Raw genomic sequence first — 26,317 nt, 5'->3', positions numbered from 1 at the left:
CCAGGTCAACGTGCACGCACCCGACCGGGCCGTTCTCATTCTCGGGCGCGAGCGTCTCCAGCTCGACTTCCAGGGCGCCTGCCCTTCCCCGCCGCGGTGGGCTGCAGATCAGCAGCACGGGCCGTGCACGCCGTTGAAAATGATCACATCACCGTTGCGGTCGAGGCTGCCCCTACCCCACCTCCTCACCCGCCGGCCACGCCTTGGCAGTGGCACCGGCATTCGGCCACCTCCTGGCGAACGCCTCCGGCTCTCAGTTGCCTCGGATGGGCAGCTGCGACGTTGTCGCGTGCGCACCTGAGCACATATCGTGGAGGCAACCCGCCACGAGGTAGGAGTCGCGATGAGTCAGCCTTCCCCCACTCACGACCACGGGCATGGGCACGGGCATGGCCACGGGGGAACGCGGCTTTCGCGGCTGTGGGCGCGGTTCAAGCACGCGGTCATGCCGCACAGCCACGACAGCACCGAGATCGTCGACAACACCCTCGAGGCCAGCAGGCAGGGCATGCGCGCGCTGTGGATCTCCTTCGCGGGGCTGATGGTCACCGCCGTCTTCCAGGTGGTCATCGTCAGCTTCACCGGATCGGTCGCACTGCTGGGCGACGCCCTGCACAACTTCGCGGATGCGCTGACCGCGGTGCCCCTGGCGGTCGCGTTCGCGCTGGGACGCCGGGCGGCGACGCGGCGGTTCACCTACGGGCTCGGACGCGCCGAGGACATCGCCGGTCTCATCATCCTGGTGATCATGGCGGCCTCGGCCGCGTACGCGGGCTGGGAAGCGCTCCACCGCTTGATCGAGCCCCGGGAGATGAGCAACATCGGCTGGGTGGCCGCGGCGGGACTGGTCGGATTCGCCGGCAACGAGATCGTGGCCCGCTACCGGATCACCGTCGGCCGCAGGATCGGCTCCGCCGCCCTGGTCGCCGACGGGCTGCACGCGCGGACCGACGGGTTCACGAGCCTGGCCGTGCTCCTGTCCGCCGGCGGGGCGTGGATGGGCTGGCAGTGGGCCGATCCGGTCGTCGGCCTGGCGATCACGGTGGCGATCGCCTCGGTCCTGTGGGGCGCGGCCAAGGAGGTCTTCGCCCGGTTGCTCGACGCGATCGATCCGCGGCTCATCGACCAGGCCGAGTCGACCCTCGCCGGTACCGACGGCGTTCGGGCGGTCACCGGGGTCCGCATGCGATGGATCGGCCACTCCCTCACCGCGGAAGCCGAACTCGACGTCGACCACGACCTCACGCTGTCCCAGGCGCACACCATCGCCCACGACGCCGAGCACCGCCTGCTCCACGCGCTGCCCCGCCTGTCCCGGGCGCTCATCCACGCCCACCCGCACGGACAGCACGGCGACGCCGACCACGACGCCCTGCGCCACCACCGACCAACAGCCGCCATGGGATAGGAGCCGGAGCTCGGATTGCCCTGCACCTCCGACGTGCGGCAACATGCGTGCCCATGTACGCACACGAGGACTCCGCTGCGGAGATGTGGCGGGACCTTCCCGACCCGGACCACGTCGAGGCGGCCGCGACCGCGTTCAGGATGTTGTCCGACCCGACCCGCGTGCGGATGCTGTGGCTGCTGTGCGGATCCGAGCACGACGTCACCAGCCTGGCCAACAAGATCGGCGCCGCCCGCCCCGCCGTCTCGCAGCACCTGGCGAAGTTGCGCCTCGCGGGCCTCGTCTCCCTCAGGCGCGAGGGACGCCGAGCCGTCTACGCGGCGAGGGGCGGGCACGTCCGCCGCCTGCTGGCCGAAGCCGTGGAAGCCGCCGACCACCACCTCACCGGCACCGCGGACCACGACTGAACCCCAGCCCCGACGACAACGGCGCTCGACCGGCCGTGCGCCGCCGTTCGCGAAGAACCCGATCTTCCGGTCGCCGCTCTCGGCGGTTCCACTGTGGACGCGACGAGGAACCTCACCGCGCAGCGGTGTCCGTCCGCCATCCGCGCAGTGCCGCTCGCGCGGCGTAGTCGAAGCCTTCCGCCTCGTGCCGGAGCAAGTCGCTCAGCTCCAGCGTGACGAGACCGTGCACCAGCGCCCACAACGCCGAGGCGATCGCCATGGGATCTTCGTCGACGAGCTTGCCCGCGCTGATGCCGCGTTGCACGGCCTCCAGCAACGGCCCGAAGGCGCCGGCGCCCGCAGTGGCGACCTCCTGGTCCTGGTCGTCGTGACCACGACCGAAGATGGCCCGGTAGTAGTTCGGGTCGGCCAGCGCGCTGGAGCGGTACGCGTGGGCCAGCTGCACGAGCTCCTCGACCGGGTCGGGGTCCGGGTCCACAGACCGAAGTCGCCGGCTCAACCGGCGGAACCCCTCGATGTAGAGCGCGCGCAGCAGATCGGGCTTGCCGCCGAACAGCGAGTACACCGCGCTGGTCGAGGTACCTGCGGACTTGGCGAGATCGCGCAGGCTGAGGGCGTCGCTCCCGCCCTCGGTCAAGAGCTCACCCGCGCGATCGAGCAGCCGCAGGCGAAGCGTCTCGTCGTACACCTTCTTCCGTCCCATCAGCAGGACTGTAACCCAACGCCGTTTCGCAACGCTGCCTGCGCTCCACCCCTGTCGCCCCCAAAGAGGCTGCGCGTGTTGACCAATCAATCGAAACGTTGTTACATAAAGCTGTTACAAAACTCTGGTACCCGCACGGCAGCACGAGGTGGCGCCCAGCCGCGCAACGCTGTCGCCCAACCCCGAGGAGCAGTTGTGCAAGGTCTGGAACTCACCGACGCGTCGCGCTACATCGCCGGATTCGTGCTGCTGACAATCGTGGGGATCGAGTTCGGCGGGTGGTTCATGACCCAGGTGGTCCGCGGCAAGGTGCCGATGACCGCGTTCCAGAAGGACTTCGCGCGGGCCGGTCACGCGCACGCCGGAGCGCTCGTCACGTTGAGCCTGGTGACGCTGGTGCTCACCGACCTGGCCGGCATGCAGGGCGCGTGGGGGTGGATCGCCCGGATCGGAGTCCCCGCGTCGGCAGCGCTCATCTCCGCCGGATTCTTCTTCTCGTCGATGGGACGCGGCGAGGTGACGCAACCGAACAGGTTGATCTGGCTGGTCTGGCTGGGCTCGCTCTCACTCGGCGCGGGCGTGGCCACCCTGGGAATCGGTCTCCTGGCGGGGTGAACGGGCAGAACCCGAACCTGAAGCTCGTCGATCGCGCCCTCTTCTCCCTCGTCCGCTTGAGCCGCGCCCTGTACATGTGATCCCACGACGTGGGCGGGACACCAACGGGCGTCCCCGCCCACGTGTTCGTGGGACAGCTCGGTCAGCCTTCGGACCGCCTCGTCGCCAAGATCAAGCTTGGCACGAGGTGCGTGTCACCTGTGGGGCCCTCTTGGCGGGCGGGCGTCCAGGAGGACGGCGCAGGTGATCACCAGCGCCGCCAGGATGAGTGCGGTCGCGCCGAGTTCGGCGAGGGTTTCGGTGAGCATGGTCAGCTCCCGGGTGCGGGTTTCTCGGCGTCGCTGCGGACGCGCAGGCTCGTCAGCGTGACGGTCGCCAAGACCAGCACGATGACGCCGAGGGAGATCGGGGTCGGAATCTCGGGTACTGCGGGCCAGATTCCGTGGGCCCAGTGCAGCACCAGTTTTGCGCCGATGAACGCGAGGATGATCGCGAGGCCGTGGTTGAGGTAGGTGAGCTTGGCCAGGGCGGCGTGGAGCACGAAGTACAGGGCGCGAAGACCCAGCAGGGCGAACGCGTTGGTCGCGAACACCAGGTACGGGTCGTCGGTGACCCCGTAGACCGCGGGAACGGAATCGACGGCGAAGACCACATCGGTGGCGAACACCGCGACGACCACGATCGTGAACGGGGTCAGGGCTCGCCGTCCGCCCTCGCGGACCGTCAACCGGGTTCCGTGGTAATCATCGGTGACCGGCATCGCCCACCGCAGAAGTCGTACCGAGCGCATTTGCGACACGTCGCGTGCGTACTCGGCCCCGGTGAGCGCTTCGTGCATGATCTTGACCGCGGTGACGAAGAGGATTCCTCCGAACACCAGAAACGCCCAGGTACCGGCCTGCAGCAGGGCAGCACCGGCGGCGATGAAGACACCACGCAGCACCAGCGCGCCGACGATCCCGAAAAGCAGCACGCGCTGCTGCACGTCCGCCGGTACGGCGAAGCCGGCCAGCAACAGCATGAACACAAACAGGTTGTCCACCGACAAGGACTTCTCCACCACGAATCCCGTGATGAACTCAACGGCCTGGACACCGCCGAAGACCGCCCACAGCGCCAGGCCGAACACCAGCGGCAGCGCGAGGTAGAACACCGACCAGCCCACGGCCTCACGCATCGAGACCGCGTGCGGGCGGCGGGTGACCATGAAGTCCGCGACCACCAGGACGACCAGTCCGGCGATGCTGGAGGCCCACAACAAGGGTGAGCCGATCGAATCCGACGCAGCGGCGAGAACGAACACGGGAGTCTCCTCGAACATCGTCACGTCCGAGGTCTCCTTCGCCCGCCCGGGGCGGCCTCCCGGGGACACCAGCGGATGTCCGTCCTGACCAGGCAGGCCTTGGGAAGTACTCCCCTCCACCCGCAGTATCAGCCGCCCTCGGTGAGCCTGCCATCCGAAAGCGTGACGGATTCACACCAGCCCCACCCGAGCGTCCTGACGGGAACGGTCACCAGCACCTCTACCGGCTCACAAAACTGCCACCGCACATCGGAGCGCTTGATCGCGAGAGTCGCGCAGGAATGCTGATGCTGCGCATGTCGCTCGTCCGAGTGTCGGGTCGATGCGCGCAGTGGCGTTCGCGCCTCTAATGGGGTGTGGGCATCGAACCTCGGTAGATGACGGGACGTGGTAGCGGTGGTCGAGCGGCCGGGGGAAACGCGAAGCACGGAAATCGACAGCGACGAGTCCGGTTGGTCCACCACTGCTGCCGGCGGGGCGACGGCCCATCGCCGTGAATCCGCACCAGCGGGACAGGACCAAAAGGGGCGAACAACGATCGCGCCGACGGTGGTGCAGCAGATCGCACGCATCACCACCGAGGAGGTCTTCGGGGTCTACGCCGTCGGCGGTGGCATGGAGCGCGCGTTCGGCGCGATTCGAGAACGGATTCCAGGTGCGAGTGCCTCACGAACCTCCGGAGTGGTCGTGGAAGTCGGCGAAACGCAGTCGGCCATCGACCTGGAGATCGTGGTGGAGCACGGGACTGCGCTGATGGATCTCGCGCAGGCGGTCCGCAGCAACGTCATCACCGCAGTGCAGCGCATGACCGGCCTGGACGTGGTCGAGGTCAACATCGCGGTCAACGACGTTCACCTGCCCGACGAAGAGGATCAACAATCGGCGGCACCGACGCGCGTCGAGTAGCCATCCGGAATGGTGAGGCTAGCCCGCCAGACCGGAGCGGAGAGCGTCGTGCCGTACCGGGCTGGCGCGTCGGGACGTTCGTGCGAACGACGGCCCGGTCAAGCCCGTTCACCGCCTTCGCGGCGGTTGGTGGCGTAGACCGCTGCGGCGGCCTGAGCGAGTTGTGCCCATATCGCGGCCTCGGTCAGGCGGGCCTGCCGGATCTCATCGGTCGAGTGCTCCTTGGCCTGCTGCAGGCATTGCTCGGCCGATTGCGCGTACTCCTCGGGGTGCTTCATGCCGCACTCCCCTTCATCGCAGGTGCGCTCTTGAGGGCTGGATGCCATACCTGCTGACGGATGATGCGTCTGCCGACCCGATTCTAGTCCGGCACCGCAGCCTGCTCCACGCACGGCGACGCCTGCGGCGATCGAGCGCCGCGCTCGTCGGTCACCGGTGACACTTCTGTGGTGGGTGTGGGCAGAGGTGGCGGTGTGCACGTGGTTCCGGCGTGTTCCTCGGAAGAGCAGGCGCCTGCGGAGCTCGCCGGCCAGCGTTAGCCTTTTGAGCACACCACTGAGGTTGCTTCGGCAATACGGGTCTTGGGAGTGGTGGGGGGAGATCATGAATTCTGATGCAGTGCCCGCTGCTGGTGGGCCACGGCGGAGCCAGCGGCGTAGCTCGGGGAACGTCTTGCAAACCGCCGGGGGACCGGGCGACGTGCCCCCGGCGGGTGGCAGCGCGGGGCGCGGCAGCGACTTCTCCGAGCTCGTTCGATTGGTCAAGCAGAGTGGTCTGCTGGATCTCCGACGCACTTACTACGCGGCGAAGATGGCGGTCAACGGCGTGATGTTGGTGGTCGGGGCGGTGATGTTCGTCTTGCTGGGTGATTCCTGGTGGCAGGTGGTCACCGCGGTCTTGCTGGCAGGAGTGTTCACTCAGCTGGCCTTCGTCGGACATGACGCCGGACATCGTCAGATCTTCCGCTCCCGGCGGGCCAACGACGTGGTGGGGCTCGTCCACGGGGGCATGACGGGGATCAGTTACGGCTGGTGGGTCGGAAAACACCGGCTCCACCACAACAACCCGAACCACGAGGACGCCGACCCCGACATCGAGATCCCGGCGCTGGCGTTCTCCGCCGACCAGTCCCGCACCAAACGCGGCGTCCTTCGGTGGATGGTCAAGTACCAGGCTTTCCTGTTCTTCCCCCTCCTGCTGTTGGAGGGGATCCTCCTGCACGTCCACAGCATCCGGGCCGTGTTCAAGCGGGAGATGAAGGCGCACCGTGTGGAAGCCGTTCTGCTCGCCGCTCATGTGGTGGTCTACCTGGCTGTGGTGTTCCTGGTGCTCTCACCTGTCAAGGCGGTGGTGTTCATCGCGGTGCACCAGGGGCTGTGGGGCGTGTACATGGGTTGCGCGTTCGCGCCCAACCACAAGGGCATGCCCATGCTGTCGGCGGGACAGAAGCTGGACTACCTGCGCAAGCAGGTCCTCACCTCGCGCAACGTTCGCGGTGGCCGGTTCGTGGACTTCCTGCTCGGTGGCCTGAACTACCAGATCGAACATCACCTCTTCCCCAGCATGCCGCGGCCGAACCTGCGCCACGCCCAACAGCTGGTGAACGAATTCTGCACCAGCCGCGGAGTGTCGTACAGCCAGTGCGGCCTGTTCCGCTCCTACGCCCTGGTGCTGCGGCACCTGCACGCCGCCGGCGCGCCACTGCGGCACCCGTCGGTTTCGCAGCAGTGCTAGGCGTGTCCCGTGGATCATGAATGATTCGCGGATGGTGTGCGTTCGAACACGGTGCGGGGATGAGTTTCCGGCTGGCAGTGTGCATCGAGCACCCACGGGTGTTGCTCGCCCGCTGCGCGTCACCGAATGGCCAGACCAGCTGGACGCTTCCGGGCGGAAGGGTCGAGCACGGTGAGGATCCGTTCGACGCGGTGATCCGAGAGGTTGCCGAGGAGACCGGCTGCGACGCGGTGGTCGAGCGCTTTGTTGGGTGTGGACTCGAGGGGCATTCCCGTGGTTGAACACCGCTCGCCCGGGCCGATCCCGCACCAGAACGTCGACGTCTTCTACCGGGTCCGCATCACCGGCGGCGAACTCCGGCCCGAGCCGAACGGTGAGATCGCCGAGTCGGTCTGGACGCCGATTCCCGCCGTCCACCCACCTGTGCCGGTCATCGCTGGTCGACATCGGCCTCGCTCTCGCACAGGACCTTCCAGCAACGGGCCACGTCGCTCCCCGGTCGGCGGTCTGATCCAGCACTGAGGCCGAGGCCGGCCGCGAACGACCTCGAACAGGCGCTGGCCAAGCTCGCACCCACGGGCTCGCCGCCGCTTCCGCCGATGTCAGCGATCTTCCCGAAACTGACGTCGAGCGCGTCGAGGACCGCGTCGCCGTTGCCCACTTGGTCAGAACGTGGATCGGGTCGATCAGCGTCGCACCCAGCGGGGTGAGCTCGTACTCCACGCGTGGCGGCACCTCGGCGTAGGCCTGGCGGCGGACGAGTCCGTGCGCTTCGAGCCGACGGGCCAAGAGCTCCGCCCACCCAGCCACGTTGAGGATCTGTCGGGTTTCAGAGGGAGTTCTTGGTCCTCGCGTTCCAGGCCGAGAAGCCGGCTCGTTCTGCGTCGGCTGCGGAGCGGAACCAAACGCTGGCCTTGGTGCGCTCGTAGTAGGGCGACTGCATCGTGTGGTAGCGCTTGGACCGGGTGTTGCCCTTGATCCGGTAGCCGCTGCGCGGGGACTGGCCGTTCGGCTTCGCCTTCACCGCGCCCGGGTAGGGACCCGAAACCGGTTCTTCCGCAGGGGTTCCCGGATCAGGGATGTCCTCGCCGGTCTTCTGGACCGGGATGCCTTCGACGACGTACTCCTCGCTGAGGTCGGCGAGGCCGGCACCGGCGAGTTCCCCGCCCGCCTGGTCCGATCCGTCGTTGCCGGAGATCAGCACCGTGACCTCAAGGGTGCCGTCGGTCTCGCTGAAGGACGTGAAAGCGGGAGCGTCGTCCTCGGACCGCTTGGTGCGGGGGCCGGCTGAGACGGGCAAGGGTTTCATCGGCTCGGCCGGGGCCTGTTCGATCGCCTCGGGCTCTCGGATCGCGGGGAAGACCATGTGCCCGCCCTGCCGCAGCGGCCGGGACAGGAACATCGCGTTGGCCAGCGAACCCGTCGCGAAGCACAGCAGGACGAGCAGGAAGGTCCACACGACGGGCAGAGTTCCGCCGCCGAGCGGTGAGGCGAAGGCGAATGCGGCGGTGACCAGCAGCGCTGCCACTCCCCAGACGATCCATTGGCGCAAACAGGCGGTGGGCGCCCGGTGTCTTGACTTCGGCACGAAACACTCCTAGGTCTCCTGAAGAGTGAAATGATCGGCTGCCGAACGTTCTAACCACCCCTGTCGCGCACAGCCACCGGAGATCACCCGTCCGTGCTCGTACGGTGCGCAATTCACACGGCCGTGTGACGGTCATCGCTTCAGGCCGCAACGACGTCGGAAAACCCTTCGCGTCAGCGGCGGATCAGCCCGAGTTGCGCCGCGGAGGCGATCGCGGCGGTGCGGGAGTCGACGCCGAGCTTGGTGTAGATGCGGGCCAGGTGGGATTTGATGGTCCCCTCGGTGAGGTAGAGGCGACGCCCGATCGCTTGGTTGGACAGGCCGTCGGCGACCAGGGTGAGGACCTCGGTTTCGCGCTTGGTCAGCGTCGTTCCGGGCACGCGGAGCCGGTTCATCAGCCGGTCCGCGACCGCCGGGGCGAGGGTGGTGCGCCCGGACGCTGCGGTGCGCACCGCAGCTGCGAGCTCGTCGGGCGGGGCGTCCTTGAGGAGGTAACCGGTGGCGCCCGCCTCGATGGCGGGCAGGGTGTCGGCGTCGGTGTCGTAGGTGGTGACGATCAGGACGTGGGGCGCGCCGGGTGTGGCCGTGATGGCGGCGGTCGCTTCGGCGCCGTTCATCCCGTCGCGGAACTGCAGGTCCATCAGGACCACGTCGATGCCGCCGTCAGCGGCGATCCTGACGGCTTCTTCGGCCGTGGCGGCTTCGGCCACGACCGTCATGCCGTCCTCGGTTTCGAGCACGGCGCGCAGTCCCGCGCGCACGACGGGGTGGTCGTCGGCCAGGAGCAGGCGGATCTCGGCGTCGGTCACGGACGGGCCTCGGCAACGGTGTCGAAGGGCAGGTGCGCAGCCAGGGCGGTGCCGTGGCCGGGGGTGGATTCGACGGTGAAGGTGCCGCCCAGGGCGCGCACCCGTGCGCGCATGGCGGCCAGCCCGAACCCGCCGGATTCGGGGTCGGGTGCGGGCAGCTGGTCCGGGTCGAAGCCGTGCCCGTCGTCGACGACGTCGACGGCGATCTCCTCACCGAGGTAGCTCAAGGTCACCTCGGCGGAGCCGGCCTTGCCGTGGTGGACGCTGTTCGCCAGGGCCGACTGGACGATGCGCAGCAGCGCGACCTCGTGCGAGGGCGGCAACGGCACGGGATCGCCGGCCAGGTGGAACCGCGCGGCGATGTGGTGCCGGGTGCTGGTGGTGGCGCACAGCCGTTCCAGCGCTCCCGCCAGCGTGGCGCCTTCCAGCGTCGGCGGGGTGAGCGCGGCGACGAAGCGGCGGACCTCCGCGAGGTCGTCGGCCGCGGCCTGCCGCGCCTGGTCGACGTAGCGGGCGGCGTTGTCGGGCGCGGTGGGAAGCGCGCGTCCGGCGGCGCGCAGCAGCAGCTGGATGCTGGACAGCCCCTGGGCGACGGTGTCGTGGATCTCGCGGGCCAGGCGTTCGCGCTCGGCCAGCATCCCGGCGGTGTGCTGGGCCGCGGCGAGATCGGCGCGGGTCTCGGTGAGCTCCTGGATGAGGCGTCTGCGCTGCTCGCTCTCCCGGTACAGCGTCTGGTAGCCCCGCACGACGGCGACCGCGACCGCCGCGCCGAGTGCGGGGCCGATGGCCATCGCCGCCCCGAACTCGCCCTGGTGCGCGCCGTACCCCAGGATGGCCGCCACCGCCGTGACCACCACGACGACCAGTCCGGCGCGGCGCGGCAGCAGGTGGAGCTGCAGGAAGTACAGCGGGAACGCCAGCCACACGCCGTCGGCGGACAGGGCCAGCAGCGCCAGCCAAGCGGCTCCCACCAGCACCAGCCACAGCGCCGCGGCCTTCCGCGACCGGCGCACCCGGGGCACCACCGGCCCGGCGGCGTAGACCAGCCCGAAGGCGACCGCGGCGGCGACCACGAGGCCGGTGTGCGGGCGATCGCCGGCGATCGCCCGGCCGACGGCCAGGGCGAGCAGGCCGAGCACCAGCAGGTGCAGGCACAAGGTCAGTGCCCGGAGAGCGGGAGCGCGGGCCGGAACGATCGTGGTCACAGTCCGTCAAGTCTAGGGCGCGGCAGAACGCCCGGCCTCTGTCGAAAGTGACAAGCGGCGTGGCGACCTTCGATGCGGCGAGTGCTGCCCTGCGCCAGATGCCCGCGCACGGGGTCGACGGCGAGAGTCGACGTGTACCTCGCAGACCCAACGAAAGGACAGGCGGAAACCGTGTTCGTCGCCTGGAGAGACCTGAAGTTCGCCAAAGGGCGGTTCGCCCTCATGGGCGTCGTCATCATCCTGATTACCCTGCTCGTCGGCCTGCTGTCCGGTTTGACCGCCGGACTGGGGCAGCAGAACATCTCCGCGATCACGTCGCTGCCGGCGGAGCGGATCGCGTTCAACCAGCCCAGCAGCGGCGAGGACCTGTCCTACGCCAACTCCACCGTCACCGAGCAGCAGTGGCGACGGCTGGCCGAGGCGCCCGGGGTGACCAGCGCCGAGCCGTTGGGCATCACCACCACCAAGGCCACCGCCGGGGTCAAGAGCACCGGTGTGTCGGCGTTCGGGGTCGAACCCGGCTCGGCGCTCGCCCCCGAGAGCAGCAAGATCGGCGACGGCGCGGCGGTGCTGTCGGCCACCGCTGCCGAAGAGCTCGGCGTGGTCGCGGGCCAGAAGTTCACCCTCGCCGGCCAGGAGCTGGTGGCCGCCTCGGTCAGCGGTGACGACTCGTTCAGCCACACCCCGGTGATCTGGACCAGCCTGAACACCTGGCAGAAGACCGCGCCGCCCACCGACCGCGGCGACGGCCCGACCGCCACCGCGATCGCCTTGACCGCCGCACCCGGCACCGACCTCGCCTCGCTCGACGAGGCCGCGGGCACCACGACGGTGACGAAGGCCGACTCGCTGACGGCGATCGGTTCCTACTCGTCGGAGAACGGCTCGCTGCAGCTCATGCGCGGGTTCCTCTTCGCGATCTCGGCACTGGTCATCGGCGCGTTCTTCACCGTGTGGACCATTCAGCGCAGCGGCGACGTCGCCGTCCTCAAGGCGCTGGGCGCCTCGACCGGCTCACTGCTCAAGGACGCGCTCGGACAGGCCGTCGTGCTGCTTACCGGCGGAACCCTGATCGGCACCGGAATCGCGGCGGGGCTCGGTGCGCTGGTCGCCGGATCGGCCGTCCCGTTCACCCTCACGCCCGCCACCGTGCTGGTGCCTGCCGCGGTGATGATCGCGCTCGGCGCGCTCGGAGCCGCCCTGTCCATCCGCCGCATCACGTCCGTCGACCCGCTGACCGCCCTGGGGAGCGCCCGATGAGCCTCGAACTGAACGACATCACCCTCACCTACCCCGACGGGGATTCCGAGCTGACGGCCCTCGACCGCGTCAGCCTCCAGGTCCCGGCCGGAAGCCTCACCGCCGTGGTCGGCCCGTCCGGGTCCGGCAAGTCCAGCCTGCTGGCCGTCGCGGCGACGCTGATCACCCCGGATTCGGGTGCCGTGGCCATCGACGGGGCGTCCACCACCGGCCTGTCCCGCGGCGAGCTGGCCGAGCTGCGCCGCACCAAGATCGGCATCGTCTTCCAGCAGCCCAACCTGCTGGCGTCGCTGACCGCCGCCGAGCAGCTGCAGGTGATGGCCCAGATCGACGGCCGCGAGCCGCGCGCGGCTCGGGGCCGGGCGATGGAACTGCTCGACGCCGTGGGGATGGCGGACCTGTCCGGCAGGCGCCCGCACCAGCTCTCCGGTGGTCAGCGCCAGCGCGTCAACATCGCCCGCGCGCTGATGCACGACCCGACGGTGCTGCTGGTGGACGAACCGACCAGCGCTCTCGACCACGATCGCGGTGCGGCCGTCATCGACCTCATCACCGAGCTCACCCACCGGCAGGCCACGGCGACGGTGCTGGTCACCCACGACCGCACTCACCTCACCGCGGTGGACCAGATCGCCGAGGTGCACGACGGGCGGCTGCAGCAGCCCGCTCACCTCTGAAGCGGGCGGTTCCGGGAGACCGCAGGGCCTCCCGGAACCACGTCCTCAGTGGACGGTCACTCGTCGTCGGGCTTGGCGTGGTCCGCCTTGCCCGGGTTCGGGTCGCGGGAGAGGTCGATGAGCGGGTCGAGTCCCGCGCCTTCGGGAGCGGCGTGGTCGGGGACGCCGGGGTTGGGGTCGCGCGAGAGGTCGATCTCCGGGCGCTCGTCGCCGGTGCTCACACGGTCCTCCTGCGGTATCCAGGCGCCACTGCCGCGCCTGCTCTTTCGAACACCAGGATGCCTGTCCCCGGAACAGCGACGACCAACGCCCCGCCGCTCCGGGGCGCCTCGATGGTGCGAGCCGGGGCGTTCGCGCTCCTAGAGTGGGCGGGCCCGCTCCGCCACCTCCGGCAGGAAGGATTCCGCTCCGATGAGCACCGACCTCGTGACCTGCACCGTCGAGGACCACGTCGCCGTGGTGACGTTGAACGATCCGCCGATGAACGTCACCACCCTCGCACTCACCCGGCAGCTCAACGCCGTGCTGCGCCGACTCGCCGACGACCCGGCGACGCGCGTGCTGGTGCTGACCGGAGCGGGCGACAGGGCCTTCTGCGCGGGGTCGGACATCAAGGAGTTCCCGTCGCTGATCGCAGACGGTGACGTGGTGGACCGGAAGCTGTCGTTCGAGAACGAGACGTTCGGCCTCGTCGACGAGTTCCCGAAGCCCACGATCGCCGCGCTCAACGGGCTCGCCTACGGCGGCGGGCTGGAGCTGGCGGTGTGCTGCGACCTGATCATCGCCGAGGCGGGCACCGAGGTCGCGCTGCCCGAGATCAAGCTCGGCGTGATCCCGGCTTCCGGCGGGCCCGTTCGCGTCACGCGCCGGGTGGGTGAGGCCCGCGCCGTGGAGATGATGTTCTTCGGCGACCCGCTGCCGGTCGAGACGGCGCTGACCTGGGGCCTGGTCAACCGCGTCGTCCCCCGCGGCGACGCGCTCACCACCGCCCGCGAGCTGGCCTCGCGCCTGACCGAGCTCCCCGCCACGGCGCTCGCGCTGGTCAAGCAGGCGGTGCACAACGGCCGGGACGGTGACCGGGAGGCGATCCTGTCGACGTTGCCGCTGTCCGAGCGGGCGTTCGCCGCACCCGACGCGGCGGAGGGGGTGCGGGCCTTCCTCGGCAAGGAGGCACCGCGGTTCAACTCCGCACCCGAGCGGTGAGGACCAGGTGTTCGAGTGCGCGCCTCGAACACCCGGTCCCCTCCCCCGCGGTTCTGGGATCTCGTCCGCCCGCGAAGCGCTGACGATCTGAGAGCCGGGGCACAGTGCCGTGACGCGGTGACGCAGCAGGGCATCGCACCACCGAACGCTCCGGAGGCGCCAACCCCGCCACCGAGCTGCACCCAGAGGGGCGCACACCCGACGCCCCCTTCGCCGAGTGGAGATGCATGACATGACCGAGGTTCACGGCGTCGCCGACGTGAGCGCATTCGTCGGCCCATTCGGACGGTCGCTGGACAACTACGCCGTTTACACGCTCGACGCGACGGGAGTCGTCACCAGCTGGAACCACGGTGCGGAGCGGATCATGGGCGCCACCGCGACCGAGGTGATCGGCAGCAGCACGAAGGCGTTCTACACCCCCGAGCAGATCGCCAACGGTCATCCCGAGAAATCGCTCGAACAGGCGCGCGAGCACGGCTCGCACGTCTACGAGGACTGGCGCGTGCGCAAGGACGGCAGCTGGTTCTGGGCGAACGTGGTGATCACCGCGCTGTGGTCGCCGGACGGTGACCTGCTCGGCTACGCCAAGCTGACCCGGGACGACACCGCGCTCCACCGGCAGGTGGAGACCTCGCTGCGGCAGTTCCGCGATCTCTACGAGCTCTCCCCGGTCGCGATCGGCCTCTTCGACCGGTTCGGCCGCGTCATCGACTCGAACACGGCGTTGTGCGAGCTGCTGAACTACTCGCCGGAGGAGCTGCAGGGCATGCACGCGACGGCGCTGCTGGATCCGAACACACCGGGACTGGACGACATCTCCGCATCGTTCGCGCACGGGGCGCCGCCGGACGACCAGGCCGTGTACGAGCGGGCGTTGTCCCGGCCGGACGGCCAGACCGTCCACTGCGAGCTCCACATCGCGAAATCCCAGCAGTCGTGCGGTGATCCGTTCTGGATGGTGGTCTTCGAGGACGTCACCGACCGGAGACGCGAAGCGGAATCGCTGCGCTATTGGGCCTACCACGACGAGCTGACCGGCCTGTGGAACCGGGCGGCGATCCCGCAGCTGGTCGCCGGTACCGATGTGGCCCGGGCCGCGGTCCTGTACTGCGACATCAGGAACTTCAACCGCATCAACGAGGCGCTCGGCTACGAGGCGGGCGACGAGGTCCTGATCGCCGTGGCCCAGCGCTTGCAGGACGAGCTGCCCACGGGGTGGTCGGTGGCCCGCACGGCTGCCGACGAGTTCGCCCTCGTGTGCCCGGACGTCGCGGCGGAGGGCGGGATCTCCCAGATCGTGGCGACGGTGGCCGAGCTGACGCACGTGACGATCCCGGTGCGGGACCAGCGCGTCCAGCTCTCGGCCATGATCGGTGCCGCCGTGGGTTCCGAGTGCGGGGGCACCAGTGCCGATGACCTCGTCCGGTGGGCGTTCTCGTCCTTGCAGGAGGCCAAGAAGGCCGGGATGGCCAGCATCGCGTTCGCCGGCCGCAAGCTGATCGACTCGATCGACGGCCGGCTGGAGCTGGAGACCGAGCTCCGCGACGCGATCGACAACGACGAGCTGACGCTGCACTACCAACCGGTGGTGGGGGCCGACGGCGCGATCCGCACCTGCGAGTCGCTGCTGCGCTGGGAGCACCCCGAGCGCGGGATGTTGTCGCCGGGCACGATCCTGCCGGTCGCCGAGCGGGCCGGGATGCTGGCCGACCTCGACGCGTGGGTGCTGGGAAGGGCGCTGCACGACGCGGCGAGCTGGCCGGTGCCGCCGGGCGGCAAGCCCGTGAGCGTGGCGGTGAACGTCGCCGAGCTCATGCCCGGCGACCCGGCCTTCAACGACCTGCTCGAACGGCACGTCGCCGAGACCGGCATCGCCTGGGACCGCATCGTCATCGAGCTGGTCGAGACCGCGATCGTCGACCTGCCCTCCCGGATGCACGACAGCATGAACGACCTCCGGGCTCTCGGCGTGCGCTTCTCCGTCGACGACTTCGGCACCGGGTACTCCTCGCTCACCCGCATCCGGGACTTCCCGGCGCAGTCCATCAAGATCGACAAGGCGTTCGTCCAGGACATCACCACCAGCCGCGTCGACCGGAAGCTGGTCAGCACGGTCACCGACCTCGCTCAAGCGCTGGACTGCGTCACGGTCGCCGAAGGCGTCGAAACCCCGGAGCAGTTCGAGGTCCTGCGGTCCCTGGAGGTCGACGCCTACCAGGGCTGGCTGTTCTCCAAGGCCGTCCCCGTCCCCGACCTGACCCAGCTCATCGAAGCAGGCCCGATGACCTGGTGAGCTCGGGAGAAGCCTCGTTCGGCATCGTCTGCGGGAGTTGAGGTTCCAGGTCCCGGCGAGGCCGCTTCGCGCGGGGAAGCGGCCTCGCGGGGGGTGGGGTCAGGCGGGGCTGTGGGTCTTCGTGCCGTCGCGGCGCTCGGCGACCTCGGCGGTCATGTCGCGGAAGCGCTTCTCGGTGAGCGGGTAGAAGACCATGATCGCGATGCCGACCGCCGCGCAGCCGATCGGAACGATGCCCGCCGCGGCCCGGATTCCCCAGAGCGCGGTGGCGCTCTGCACCTCCGCGCCGCCGACGTAGCCGGCGAGCCCGATGGTGTAGGCCGCCGCGGCACCGCCGAGCGCCTGGCCGACCTTGCGGACGAACGAGAACACCGCGTAGGTGGTGCCTTCGGTGCGCGCCCCCGTTCGCCACTCGCCGTACTCGACCGTGTCGGCCTCCAACGACCACATCAGCGTGTTGACCAGGCCCAGCCCGGCGCCGATGAGCACGAACGCGCCGAGGGCGAGAGAGGGCGTCGAGGCGGGCGCGAACATCGCGACCGCGGAGCCGGCGGCCGTGACCCCGCCTCCGGCAATGTAGCCCGCCCGCTTGCCGATCGTGCGCACCACGAAGGGGACCACCGGCGCGATCAGGAACATCAGTCCTGTTTGGAGCACCGTGAGCACGATGTAGAGGTTGGCGTCTCCCAGGACGTCCCGCGCGTAGTAGACCCCGATGGTCTGGATCGAGAACATCGCGGTCAGGAAGAACAACGAGCTCGCGCACAGCAGTTGCAGCGGTGTGTTCTGCCGCAGCGTGCGCAGGCTCGTCCGCAACCCCACGGTGACCACGTCGCGCTGGACGGTCTCGCGAGCGGTGAAGAAGGTGAACAGGTACAACGCCGAGCCGATGACCACGAACACCAGCGTGGTCAGCTGCAACGACGCCTGCAGGTTCTCCGCGTTCTTGATCTGCGGTGCGACGACGAGGCTCAGCAGGAGCATCGTCGCCGCCGACCCCATGGACCGCGCGCTGGCGAGCTTGGCGCGCTCCACCGGTTCTTGGGTCATCGCCGCCGCCAGCGACCCGTAGGGGATGTTGACCAGGCTGTAGACCGTGCCGACCGCCGCGTAGGTGAGGTAGGCGTAGATCAGCTTCGCCGTCAGGCTGCCGTCCGGCACCGAGAACGTCGCCACGCTCAGCAGCAGCAGCGGGACCGATCCGAACAGCAGCCAGGGGCGGAACTTGCCCCACCGGCTCGACGTCCGGTCCACCAGGCGACCCGCCACGAGATCGGCGACGCCGTCCCACACCCGGACGATGAGGAAGAGGGTTCCCGCTGCGGCGGCGGGGATTCCGGCCACGTCGGTGTAGTAGAGCAGCAGGAACATCGAGGCCATCGAGAAGGCCAGGTTGTTGGCGGCATCCCCGGCCGCGTAACCGAGGAGCTGTTGCGCTCTGAGCTTCATCAGGACCACCCCCGTCACTCGATCGCGTCGCCGCGCGCGTGCCAGCGGCGCTTCAGCGAGAACGCGGCGGCCTTCGGGCGTCGGTCGCGGGTGAACACGCCCTTCTTGTTGCCGTCCACGCGCGCGTAGCCCGCACTGGTGGCGAAGTCGGCGAAGTTCCAGACCTGCTCCCCGACAACGGCTTCCACCCGGTCGAACACGCGGTGGTACATCTCCAGCAGCTCGGCCTGGTACTCCTCGGTCCACGGCTGGGACACCGCGGAGTGCAGGCCCGCCTGGGCGTCCGCGCCGTACTCGGTCATGATGATCGGCTTGCCCTCGCACCGCGCCCACTCGTGGAGCTCGGCCTCCAGCGCGCGCTCCGCGGCGGCCAGGTCCCCGGCCTGGACGTACCAGCCGTAGTAGCGGTTGATCATCACCACGTCGGAGAACTCGGCGACCTTGCACTCGCCCGCCGGGGCGAACATGACGTTGACGAACCCGACCGGACGGGACGGGTCGACAGCGCGCGCTTCGGCGAACAGCGGCTTGAAGTAGTCGCGGGCGGCGTCGGTGTGCGACTCCGGTTCGTTGGCGATGCTCCACAGCACGACGCTGGGATGGTTCTTGTCCCGTTCCACCAGCTCGCGGATCGCCTGCCGGTGCGCCTCCTGGGTGCGGGCGCTGACCGTCTGGTCCGAGTAGGTCTCCTGCGTGCTGGAGGAGATGATGCCGCCGCCGATGCCGAGGTTGAGGCCCACCGCCGCGGTCTCGTCGATCACCACGATGCCGTGCCGGTCGGCGTAGTCGAGCACCTCCTCCGCGTACGGGTAGTGCGAGGTGCGCAGGGAGTTGGCACCGATCCACTCCAGCAGGGCGAAGTCGTGCACCATCGACGCGTCGTCGTGGCCCTTGCCCCGCACCACGTGGTCCTCGTGCATGCCGAAACCGGTGAAGTAGAACGGTTCTCCGTTGATCAGGAAGTTCGTCCCGTCGACGGCGACGGTGCGCACGCCCACGTTCAGCGAGTACCGGTCGACGACGGCCTCAGCGGCGCCGAGCAGCTCCACGCGCAGCTCGTACAGGTAGCCCTCGCCGGGCCGCCACGGGCGCACGTCCTCCACCCGCAGCCGACCCGACAGGCCCTCGACCCGCGCGACCTCGGTCCCCTCCGCGTCGTGCAGCGCGACGCGCGCCCGCTCGCCCTCCGAAGCGCGCACCTCGTAGTCGACCGTTCCGGCGAGCCCGTCGAGGTCGGTCGTCACCGTCACGTCGGTGATGTGCGCGGCCGGGGTCGCGTACAGCGACACCGCGCGGTGCAGGCCGGCGTAGTTGAAGAAGTCGTGGTGGTAGCGCTGCCGCGGCCCGTCGGGGGTGTCCTCGACGTAGCCGGGCGGGATGGACTCCCAGTCCAGCCGGTTGTCGACGACGACGGTGATGCGGTGGGCCTCGCCCAGCCGGACCAGGTCGGTGACGTCGGCTTCGAACGGGGTGTAGCCACCGATGTGCGAGACGACCTGCTGGTCGTCGACCCACACCGTGGCGCGGTGCGCCGCGGCGTCGAAGCGCAGCACGATCCGCTGCCCGCTCCAGGTCGCGGGCACGTGCGCGGAGGTCTGGTACCAGACCTCGCCGACGTGATCGCGCACCGCCGCATCGGCTGGGATGTCGTTGTAGCTGGCCGGAACCGGCATCTCCGCTGTGCCCGGCAGCGCGCCGCGCCACCACTGCTGGTCGCGCCCGACCCCCTCGGCGTCGACCGCGAACCGCCACAACCCGTCGAGCGCGCGGCAGTCGCGGAAGGCGTTGGTGAGAGGACGAAGCATCGTTGCTCCCTTCATTCTTCGGGTTCCGCGCCCGGTGCAGCCGTGGTGCGGCTGCACCGACGCGGGGTCAGGGCCGGGCCTGCTCGGCGCAGGCCCGGGTGTCAGCGGCGGGGCATCAGCACCGAACCGCGGCCGGTCGTGGACCGCAGTTCGGTTCCGACGGCGGAGACCAGCTCGTCGTCCGCACCGATCTCCGGGTCCAGGGCGAGCAGCGACCGGCGGACGGCGTCGGTCGACCGCGCCGCCTCGGCCAGCTCCTCGGCGCGCGGGTCCCGAACCTGCCCGGTCTGGAGGTGGCGCAACCACGCCGCGAGCCCGAACACCACCGGTGCGGGCAACCGGCCCGCGGCTCGCTCGGCGCGGAACACCGGCAGCAGGCGGGCCGGGATCTTCTGCGATCCGTCGTGGGCGATCTGCGCCAGTTCGTGCCGGATGCCCCGGGCGGCGAAGCGGATCAGCAGGTTCCGCCGGTACTCGGCGATCTCCGCCGGGTCCACGGTGAGGTGCTGGGCCGCGGTGTCCCACCACTCCTGCACGAGCGCGGCGAGGCGCCCGTCGTTGACGGCGTCGCGGATGGTGCGGTGGCCGCGCGCGAGACCGGCGTAGGCGAGCAGGGTGTGCGCGCCGTTGAGGAACCACAGCTTCCGGCCGGCGTAGACGTCGACGTCGTCGACGAACCGCGCTCCGCGCCGTTCCCACTGCGGACGCCCGGCGGCGAAGCTCCCGCACAGCAGCCATTCGGTGAACGGCTCGGCCACCACGGGCGCCTCGTCGGAGAGCCCGCTCAGGCGAGCGGCGGCCTCCGCGTCGCCGCTGACCGGTGCGGGGGTGATCCGGTCGACGACCGTACTGACGATGCTGACGTGGTCCTCGATCCACCCGGCGAACCGGGCGTCGTCGCTCGCCGACGCGCGGAGCACCGAGCGCAGCACCGCGCCGTTGGCCGGGAGGTTGTCGCAGGGGACCAGCGTGATGGGCGCGCCGTTGGCCCGGTACCGCCCGCGCAGTCCGGCCAGCAGCCGGGCCGTGGCGGAGTCCCGTCCGGGTTCCGGTGGCGCGTAGGCCGCCTCGGTGACGGTCAGCGTGAGCACCTCGACCTCGGGCGAGGCCAGGTCGCGCAACCACGGCTCCACCTCGGCGCCCGCGTGCGCCCGGCTGATGGCACCGATCGCCTCGACCGCGTCCGTCTCGCCCGGCACCCGCAGCGTGTACGCGCCCTCCTGCGCGTTGAGGGCGCGCGGCAGCTCAGTGTTGCGGAAGGTGTAGGCGGCGATCCCCCAGTCCGGCGCGGCAGCGGTGTACCACGCCTGGTGGGAGCGGTGGAAGCTTCCCAGCCCCAGGTGCACGGCGCGCACCGGCGCGGCGGGGGCGAGCTTCGCCGCGGCCCGCGTGATCGCGGCCGTCACAGCCGGAACGCCTTGCGCGGCAGGGCGTCGTTGAGGTCGCGCAGCACGGCGGCCGCGTCCTCCTCGGTCATGACGTGCTCGGCGACCAAGCTCGCCAGGTGACCGGCATCGACCCGTCGAGCGGTGTCGTGGCGGGCGGGGATCGAGCAGAAACCCCGGGTGTCGTCCACGAAGCCGGCGGTGCGGTGGAAACCTGCCGTCTCGGTCACCGCGTCGCGGAACCGGCGCATCGCGCGCGGCGCGTCGAGGAACCACCACGGAGCGCCCAGGTACAACGCCGGGTAGAACCCGGCCAGCGGCGCCAGCTCCCGCGAGAACACCGTCTCATCGAGCGTGAACACCACCGACTGGAAGCGCGGGTGCGTGCCGAAGCGCTCCAGCATCGGCCGCAGCGCCAGGGTGAACTCGTTGCGCATCGGGATGTCGTGGCCGGTGTCCGCGCCGTAGCGCGAGAACGTCGGCGAGTGGTGGTTGCGGCAACTCCCGGTGTGCAACGCCATCACCAGACCGTCCTCACTGGACATCCGGGCGTTCTCCCCCAGCAGCTGCCGCGACAGCAACCGCGCCTCCTCGGGCGTCGCTGTTCCGCCCCGGACGGTGTCGAAGAGCCGGGACGCCTCCTCGGCGGGGAGGAAGGCCATCTCAGGGTCCGGCGCGCTGTGGTCGGTGGCCGTGGCGCCGTGCTCCCGGAAGTGGTCGCGCCGCGACTCCAGCGCCCGGACCAGGCCCTGGTAGCTGTCGGTGCCGACACCGCTGACCTGCGCGAGCTGCTCCAGCGCCCGCAGCCATCCCTGGCCGGTCGCGTCGAGGTAGCGATCCGGGCGGAAGGTCGGCACGACCCGCCCCGACCAGCTCGGATCGGCCGCCAACGCCTGGTGGTGGCGCAGGTCGTCGGCCGGGTCGTCGGTGGTGGCCAGCACCTCGATGTTGAACGACTCGAACAGCGCGCGCGGCCGCAGGGCCGGTTGCGCGAGCTTGTCGACCAGCTCGTCGTAGAGCTCGTCCGCCGTGGCCTCGGACGGCTGGGACCGCACGCCGAGCACGTCGTGCAGTTCCGCTTCGATCCACTGCCGCGAGGCCGTGCCCAGGAAGTGGTGCCAGTGCGAGCAGAACGCCCGCCACACCTCGCGCGGTTTCGCGGCGGGCGCGCCCTCGCCATCGCCGAGGCCGAGCTCGTTGAGCGACTTGCCGTGGGCGTGCAGCAGGCGGGTCACGTAGTGATCCGGTGTCACCAGCAGCGATGCCGGGTCGGTGAAGGGCTCGTCGGCGGCGAGCAGCGCGGGGTCGACGTGGCCGTGGGGGCTGATCAGCGGGAGATCCCGCACGCTGTCGTACAGCCGGCGGGCGATCGCTCGCTGCGCCGGGTCCACCGGGAGCAGGCGGTCGGGGTGCGGGTTCAGCGGCGTGCGGGCCGTGGTTGATGCTGTGACACCGTCCATGAGCGGAGCTTCAGCTCCGGACGGGCCCGCTGACAACCGGTTGCCAGCAGTTGCCAGCCGCTACCTCCCGGCCGGTCCCGTCGACCCCCGGATGACCATGTGCGAGTCGAAGGTGAGCGAGCCCGGCCCGTCGCCGTGCCCCGACAACCGCGCGTGCAGCGCGTCCACCGCGTAGGACCCGAGCTTGTCGGCGGGACCGGCGATCGTCGTCAGCCCGGGAGCGGTAAGGTCGGCGCCGAAGATGTCGTCGCAGCCGATCAGCGACAGGTCGTCGGGCACCCGGACGCCGGTGGCCCGCAGGCGTTGCAGCGCACCGATCGCGATGAGGTCGTTGTAGCCGATCGCGGCCGACACCTTCCCCAGCACCAGCGCGTCCGCGGCGTCCTCGCCTCCCTTGCGGTTGGGCGCGAACGGCCCGAGGAACGAGACCTCGATGTCCAGCTGCGCCGCCTCGTCGCGGACCGCCTGCCAGCGCTGCCCGTTGATCCAGGAGTTGCGGGGGCCCGACAGGTAGGCGATGCGGCGGTGGCCGAGCACCGCGAGGTGGCGCACGGCCTTGCGCATCCCGGCGGCGGTGTCCACGACCAGGCTCGGCACGCCCTCGACCTGCCGGTTGATCATCACCAGCGGCCGGTAGTCGGCGATCTGCCGCACGGCCTCGTCGGAGAGCCGCGAGGTGGCCAGGATTCCGCCGCTGGTGGTGGCCAGCAGCTGGCGCAGGTTGTTGGCCTCCAGCCGCGCCGACTCGTCGCTGTCGGTCAGCGCGAGGGTGAAGTTGCGCTCGATCGCCCGGCTCTGGGCCGCCTTGATCACGGCCGCGTAGTACGGGTTGGAGATGTCGGTGACCACCAGCGTCAGCACCCGGATGCGCCCCGGCGCCTCCGCCCTGGCCAGCGGGCGCGGCTCGTAGCCGATCGCGTCCGCGGCGGCCTGGACGAGCTCCCGGGTGGCGGGGCTGACCCGCGCGGGGTTGCTGAAGGTCCGGGAGACGGTGGAGGCGGCGAGGCCGCACTCGCGCGCCACGTCGTAGATCGTCGGTCGTGCCTGCTTCACTCGGCCTCCGCGACCCGCTCGGTTGACAACAATCGGCAACAAGTTGTCATGGTAGCCGGGCCTCCTTAGCTTGGGGAACCAGTCCACGCTCGAAGTCCCGTTCCCCAGAGGAGTCCGCTGTGCGCATCGACCGCGCCGACGTCATCGTCACCAGCCCCGGACGAAACTTCGTCACCTTGAAGATCACGACGTCCGACGGTGTGACCGGTTTCGGCGATGCCACGCTCAACGGCCGCGAGCTCGCGGTGGCCTCCTACCTCCGGGACCACGTCGCGCCGCTGCTGCTCGGCCGCGACGCCCACCGCATCGAGGACACCTGGCAGTACCTGTACCGGGGCGGCTACTGGCGGCGGGGTCCGGTGACGATGGCGGCCATCGCCGCGGTCGACACGGCTCTGTGGGACATCAAGGCCAAGGCCGCGGGCATGCCGCTGTACCAGCTGCTCGGCGGCGAGAGCCGCGAGCGCTGCCTGGTCTACGGCCACGCCAGCGGGCGGGAGCTGCACGAGCTCTTCGACTCGATCCGGGCGCACCTCGACCTCGGTTTCACCGCGGTGCGGGTGCAGACCGGCGTTCCCGGCCTGCCCTCGGTGTACGGGGTCGCGTCGAGCTCTGCGGCGGGTGACGGAGGCGGGCGCTACGACTACGAGCCCGCGCGCAGGTCGGCCCGGCCCGCCGAGGAGACCTGGGACACCCGCGCCTACCTGCGTCACGTGCCGAGCGTCTTCGAGGCGGTGCGCAACGAGTTCGGCCCCGACCTGGCGCTGCTGCACGACGCGCACCACCGGCTCACCCCGATCCAGGCGGCGCGGCTGGGGCGGTCGCTGGAGCCGTACGACCTGTTCTGGCTGGAGGACGTGACGCCGGCCGAGAACCAGGAGGCGCTGCGGCTGGTCCGCAGCCGCACGACCACTCCGCTGGCGATCGGCGAGGTGTTCAACACGATCTGGGACTACCAGACGCTCATCAGCGAGCAGCTCATCGACTACGTGCGCTCCCCCGTCACCCACGCGGGCGGCATCACCGGCGTGCGGCAGATCATGGACTACGCCGCGATGTACCAGATCAAGTCCGGGATGCACGGTCCGACCGACGTCTCGCCGGTCGGCATGTCGGCGGCCGTGCACCTGGGAATCGCGTTGCACAACTTCGGGATTCAGGAGCACATGCTCCACGACGAGCGGACCAACGCCGTGTTCGGCCCGACGGTCGAGTTCGCCGACGGCGGCCTGCGGCCGAGCCAGGAGCCCGGTCTCGGCATCAACTTCGACGAGCAGCTGGCCGAGAAGTACCCGTACGAACCGGCTTACCTGCCGACCAACCGGCTCCTGGACGGCACCGTCCACGACTGGTGAGCATCGGTTCCCCGCGGAAGACCTCGCGGGAGAACCGGTGTCCGCTCAGGAACTGCCCTGGGGCACCATCCATCCCAGGACGGGCAGCGACTGCAGGTAGGCCAGGGCGCACATCAGGACGAGGAAGATCAGGCTCCACGGCAGGACCCGGCGGAAGATGTCGCCTTCCCGGCCATGCCGACCGCGCCCGCGGCGATGGCGAGGTTCTGCGGCGAGATCATCTTGCCCAGGAGCCCGCCGGAGCCGTTCGAGGCGGCGGCCAGCGCGGGATCCATGCCTGCCCACCTGGTTGGCCGCGGAGACCTGCAGCGCGCCGAACAACGAGTTCGACGAGGTGCCGGAGCCGGTGACCGCCGTGCCCAGCCACCCGAGCACCGGCGAGATCAGCGCGAACACCCCACCGGCTCCGGCCATCCAGGTGCCCAGCGTGGCGGTCTGGCCGGAGGCGTTCATGGCGTAGGCGATGGCGAGCACCGACATCACGGTGACGATCGGCCACTTCAGCTGGGCGTAGGTGGCCAGGTAGCGCTCGGCGGCGCGGCCCGGGGCGCCGATGGCCGGGATGCTCAGCAGTCCGGCGATCAGCAGGAGGCTGCCCGCGCTGGTGAGCCAGTTGAACTTGGACTCGGCCAGCGACAGCTCGTCGCCGCCGGCGTCGGTGATGTGCAGGCCCGGCCAGTCGAACTTCACCGTCACGGCGTCGAGGAGGTCGTGGACGACGCTGATCTGGGCGACGACGAACACCGCGATGATGATCAGGTACGGCAGGTAGGCGCGCACGACCTCGCCGCGGGAGTCGACCTCGGTGCTGGGCTCGGCCTCCAGGCCACCACGCGGCGTCCACACCTTCAGCAGCAGGACCGTCGCGCCCGCGGCGACGAGCGAGGCGACGATGTCGGCCAGCGGCACGGAGATGTAGTTTGCGGAGACGAATTGCGCGAGACCGAAGGTGATGCCGCACGTCAGCGTCGCGGGCAGGGTCTGCCGGACGCCCTTGCGGCCGTCGAGGACGCCGACCAGCACGATCGGCACGAACACCGCCAGCAGCGGGGTCTGCCGACCGGTCATCGCACCCAGGTCCTCCAGCAGCAGGTCGGTGACGCTGGCGAGGGTGACCAACGGCGACGCCGGAGCGCCGAAGGCGACCGGGGCGGTGTTGGCGACCAGCGCCACGACCGCCGAGGTGATCGGCGAGAATCCCAGCGCCAGCAGCATCACCGTGGTGATCGCAACCGGCGTGCCGAATCCGGCCAGGGCTTCCAGGAGCGCGCCGAAGCAGAAGGCGGTGATCACCGCCTGGATCCGCCGGTCACCGCTGACCCGCGTGAACGACCGCTGCAGGACGCCGAAATGCCCTGTCGTGACGGTCATGTTGTGGACCCCAGATCGCGTTGATGACGATCCGCAGGATCGGGAAGAACCCGAACGCCGCGCCCAGCGACGCCGACAGCAGCGCTGGGACGACCGGCATCGGGTAGACCAGCACCGCGACGGCCAAGGCGACGACCAGCGCGACGAGCGATGCCTTCCACGCCGCCATCCGCACGATGCCGAGCAGGACGAACAGGACCAGCAGCGGCAGCGCGGCGGCGAGCGCGCTCAACCCCAGCGAACCGAGCAGCGGATCCAGGACCTGTTCGTACGCAGCCACTCCCTCGGGGCGTCGAACCGTTCCGGCGCAACATAACGGCCCGTT

At 70.1% G+C, this 26,317-nt stretch carries 26 protein-coding genes; 11 read left to right on the top strand and 15 right to left on the bottom strand.

Going from position 1 to position 26,317, the window contains the following annotated elements:
• Positions 1–343 precede the first annotated feature (343 nt).
• Positions 344–1,408 carry a cation diffusion facilitator family transporter gene (locus E1202_RS11265; protein ID WP_132682756.1) on the top strand — a complete coding sequence of 355 codons (1,065 nt, stop codon included), beginning with the start codon at positions 344–346 and terminating at the stop codon, positions 1,406–1,408.
• A 53-nt stretch (positions 1,409–1,461) separates the two neighbouring features.
• Positions 1,462–1,815 (top strand): ArsR/SmtB family transcription factor, encoded by a 354-nt coding sequence (locus E1202_RS11260; protein WP_132682755.1) that lies wholly within the window; start codon positions 1,462–1,464, stop codon positions 1,813–1,815.
• 112 nt (positions 1,816–1,927) lie between these two features.
• Here the strand turns inward: E1202_RS11260 and E1202_RS11255 are convergent, their stop codons facing one another.
• Positions 1,928–2,518, bottom strand: coding sequence for a TetR/AcrR family transcriptional regulator (locus E1202_RS11255; RefSeq protein WP_132682753.1), 591 nt, complete (start codon positions 2,516–2,518; stop codon positions 1,928–1,930).
• A 195-nt stretch (positions 2,519–2,713) separates the two neighbouring features.
• Here E1202_RS11255 and E1202_RS11250 point away from each other — a divergent pair, with 195 nt between their 5' ends.
• Positions 2,714–3,133: a hypothetical protein gene (locus E1202_RS11250; RefSeq protein WP_132682751.1), complete on the top strand. Its 420-nt coding sequence runs from the start codon at positions 2,714–2,716 to the stop codon at positions 3,131–3,133.
• 310 nt (positions 3,134–3,443) lie between these two features.
• On the opposite strand, the gene E1202_RS11245 is transcribed toward E1202_RS11250, so the two are convergent.
• The gene (locus E1202_RS11245; protein WP_132682855.1) at positions 3,444–4,454 is read right to left on the bottom strand and encodes a TerC/Alx family metal homeostasis membrane protein; all 1,011 of its coding nucleotides are present in this window, start codon (positions 4,452–4,454) and stop codon (positions 3,444–3,446) included.
• Between the two features lie 369 nt (positions 4,455–4,823).
• On the opposite strand from E1202_RS11245, the gene E1202_RS11240 reads away from it, so the two are divergent.
• Entirely contained in the window at positions 4,824–5,342 is a 519-nt protein-coding gene (locus E1202_RS11240; RefSeq protein WP_235878052.1) for an Asp23/Gls24 family envelope stress response protein, read from the top strand.
• 98 nt (positions 5,343–5,440) lie between these two features.
• Here E1202_RS11240 and E1202_RS11235 read toward each other — a convergent pair whose 3' ends face one another.
• Complete coding sequence (locus E1202_RS11235) at positions 5,441–5,620, bottom strand: hypothetical protein (protein ID WP_132682748.1); 180 nt, start codon at positions 5,618–5,620, stop codon at positions 5,441–5,443.
• A 394-nt stretch (positions 5,621–6,014) separates the two neighbouring features.
• On the opposite strand from E1202_RS11235, the gene E1202_RS11230 reads away from it, so the two are divergent.
• Both E1202_RS11230 and E1202_RS32125 read left to right on the top strand, forming a co-directional pair.
• The gene (locus tag E1202_RS11230; RefSeq protein WP_235878050.1) at positions 6,015–7,076 is read left to right on the top strand and encodes a fatty acid desaturase family protein; all 1,062 of its coding nucleotides are present in this window, start codon (positions 6,015–6,017) and stop codon (positions 7,074–7,076) included.
• A gap of 59 nt (positions 7,077–7,135) precedes the next feature.
• A complete protein-coding gene (locus E1202_RS32125; protein ID WP_235878048.1) occupies positions 7,136–7,357 on the top strand; it encodes an NUDIX hydrolase in 222 nt (73 codons plus the stop codon).
• A gap of 149 nt (positions 7,358–7,506) precedes the next feature.
• Here E1202_RS32125 and E1202_RS32970 read toward each other — a convergent pair whose 3' ends face one another.
• The 4 genes from E1202_RS32970 to E1202_RS11205 form a co-directional block, all read right to left on the bottom strand.
• A complete protein-coding gene (locus tag E1202_RS32970) occupies positions 7,507–7,737 on the bottom strand; it encodes a hypothetical protein (RefSeq protein WP_408006211.1) in 231 nt (76 codons plus the stop codon).
• Between the two features lie 168 nt (positions 7,738–7,905).
• Positions 7,906–8,604: a sunset domain-containing protein gene (locus tag E1202_RS11215; RefSeq protein WP_132682745.1), complete on the bottom strand. Its 699-nt coding sequence runs from the start codon at positions 8,602–8,604 to the stop codon at positions 7,906–7,908.
• Between the two features lie 233 nt (positions 8,605–8,837).
• Positions 8,838–9,473, bottom strand: coding sequence for a response regulator (locus E1202_RS11210; protein WP_132682743.1), 636 nt, complete (start codon positions 9,471–9,473; stop codon positions 8,838–8,840).
• Positions 9,470–10,678 carry a sensor histidine kinase gene (locus tag E1202_RS11205; RefSeq protein ID WP_132682741.1) on the bottom strand — a complete coding sequence of 403 codons (1,209 nt, stop codon included), beginning with the start codon at positions 10,676–10,678 and terminating at the stop codon, positions 9,470–9,472. Before E1202_RS11205 ends, E1202_RS11210 begins: the two co-directional genes overlap by 4 nt.
• Before the next feature lie 171 nt (positions 10,679–10,849).
• Between E1202_RS11205 and E1202_RS11200 the strand changes: the two genes are divergently transcribed.
• Both E1202_RS11200 and E1202_RS11195 read left to right on the top strand, forming a co-directional pair.
• Positions 10,850–11,938, top strand: coding sequence for an ABC transporter permease (locus tag E1202_RS11200; RefSeq protein WP_132682740.1), 1,089 nt, complete (start codon positions 10,850–10,852; stop codon positions 11,936–11,938).
• On the top strand, positions 11,935–12,615 hold the full coding sequence (locus E1202_RS11195; protein ID WP_132682738.1) for an ABC transporter ATP-binding protein: 681 nt from the start codon (positions 11,935–11,937) through the stop codon (positions 12,613–12,615). Before E1202_RS11200 ends, E1202_RS11195 begins: the two co-directional genes overlap by 4 nt.
• 56 nt (positions 12,616–12,671) lie before the next feature.
• On the opposite strand, the gene E1202_RS31395 is transcribed toward E1202_RS11195, so the two are convergent.
• Positions 12,672–12,836 carry a hypothetical protein gene (locus tag E1202_RS31395; protein WP_165943822.1) on the bottom strand — a complete coding sequence of 55 codons (165 nt, stop codon included), beginning with the start codon at positions 12,834–12,836 and terminating at the stop codon, positions 12,672–12,674.
• 190 nt (positions 12,837–13,026) lie between these two features.
• Between E1202_RS31395 and E1202_RS11190 the strand changes: the two genes are divergently transcribed.
• Together E1202_RS11190 and E1202_RS11185 are read left to right on the top strand one after the other, a co-directional pair.
• Positions 13,027–13,818 carry an enoyl-CoA hydratase/isomerase family protein gene (locus E1202_RS11190; protein ID WP_132682737.1) on the top strand — a complete coding sequence of 264 codons (792 nt, stop codon included), beginning with the start codon at positions 13,027–13,029 and terminating at the stop codon, positions 13,816–13,818.
• A gap of 232 nt (positions 13,819–14,050) precedes the next feature.
• Positions 14,051–16,114, top strand: a complete 2,064-nt coding sequence (locus tag E1202_RS11185; protein ID WP_132682735.1) for a sensor domain-containing protein — start codon at positions 14,051–14,053, stop codon at positions 16,112–16,114.
• A gap of 99 nt (positions 16,115–16,213) precedes the next feature.
• Here the strand turns inward: E1202_RS11185 and uidB are convergent, their stop codons facing one another.
• The 5 genes from uidB to E1202_RS11160 form a co-directional block, all read right to left on the bottom strand.
• Positions 16,214–17,563 carry a glucuronide transporter gene (uidB, locus tag E1202_RS11180; protein ID WP_132682733.1) on the bottom strand — a complete coding sequence of 450 codons (1,350 nt, stop codon included), beginning with the start codon at positions 17,561–17,563 and terminating at the stop codon, positions 16,214–16,216.
• 14 nt (positions 17,564–17,577) lie between these two features.
• Positions 17,578–19,368: a beta-glucuronidase gene (gene uidA / locus E1202_RS11175; protein WP_132682732.1), complete on the bottom strand. Its 1,791-nt coding sequence runs from the start codon at positions 19,366–19,368 to the stop codon at positions 17,578–17,580.
• Positions 19,369–19,469: 101 nt separating this feature from the next.
• On the bottom strand, positions 19,470–20,774 hold the full coding sequence (locus E1202_RS11170; RefSeq protein WP_235878046.1) for a mannitol dehydrogenase family protein: 1,305 nt from the start codon (positions 20,772–20,774) through the stop codon (positions 19,470–19,472).
• Positions 20,771–22,213: a glucuronate isomerase gene (gene uxaC / locus E1202_RS11165; protein ID WP_132682730.1), complete on the bottom strand. Its 1,443-nt coding sequence runs from the start codon at positions 22,211–22,213 to the stop codon at positions 20,771–20,773. Before uxaC ends, E1202_RS11170 begins: the two co-directional genes overlap by 4 nt.
• A gap of 60 nt (positions 22,214–22,273) precedes the next feature.
• Complete coding sequence (locus E1202_RS11160; protein ID WP_132682728.1) at positions 22,274–23,266, bottom strand: LacI family DNA-binding transcriptional regulator; 993 nt, start codon at positions 23,264–23,266, stop codon at positions 22,274–22,276.
• Positions 23,267–23,385: 119 nt separating this feature from the next.
• Here E1202_RS11160 and manD point away from each other — a divergent pair, with 119 nt between their 5' ends.
• Entirely contained in the window at positions 23,386–24,621 is a 1,236-nt protein-coding gene (manD, locus tag E1202_RS11155) for a D-mannonate dehydratase ManD (RefSeq protein ID WP_132682727.1), read from the top strand.
• 45 nt (positions 24,622–24,666) lie between these two features.
• Here manD and E1202_RS32805 read toward each other — a convergent pair whose 3' ends face one another.
• Positions 24,667–25,992 (bottom strand): L-lactate permease, encoded by a 1,326-nt coding sequence (locus E1202_RS32805; protein WP_456238805.1) that lies wholly within the window; start codon positions 25,990–25,992, stop codon positions 24,667–24,669.
• Positions 25,931–26,272 carry an L-lactate permease gene (locus E1202_RS32800; RefSeq protein WP_328590970.1) on the bottom strand — a complete coding sequence of 114 codons (342 nt, stop codon included), beginning with the start codon at positions 26,270–26,272 and terminating at the stop codon, positions 25,931–25,933. The genes E1202_RS32805 and E1202_RS32800 overlap by 62 nt, the downstream gene beginning before the upstream one ends.
• Positions 26,273–26,317 lie beyond the last annotated feature (45 nt).

Origin of the sequence: Saccharopolyspora karakumensis (assembly GCF_004349225.1) — a bacterium.
Taxonomy (GTDB): Bacteria; Actinomycetota; Actinomycetes; order Mycobacteriales; family Pseudonocardiaceae; genus Saccharopolyspora; species Saccharopolyspora endophytica.
The sequence above is the reverse complement of the archived record's forward strand: the minus strand, read 5'-3'. Positions and strand labels throughout refer to the sequence as shown.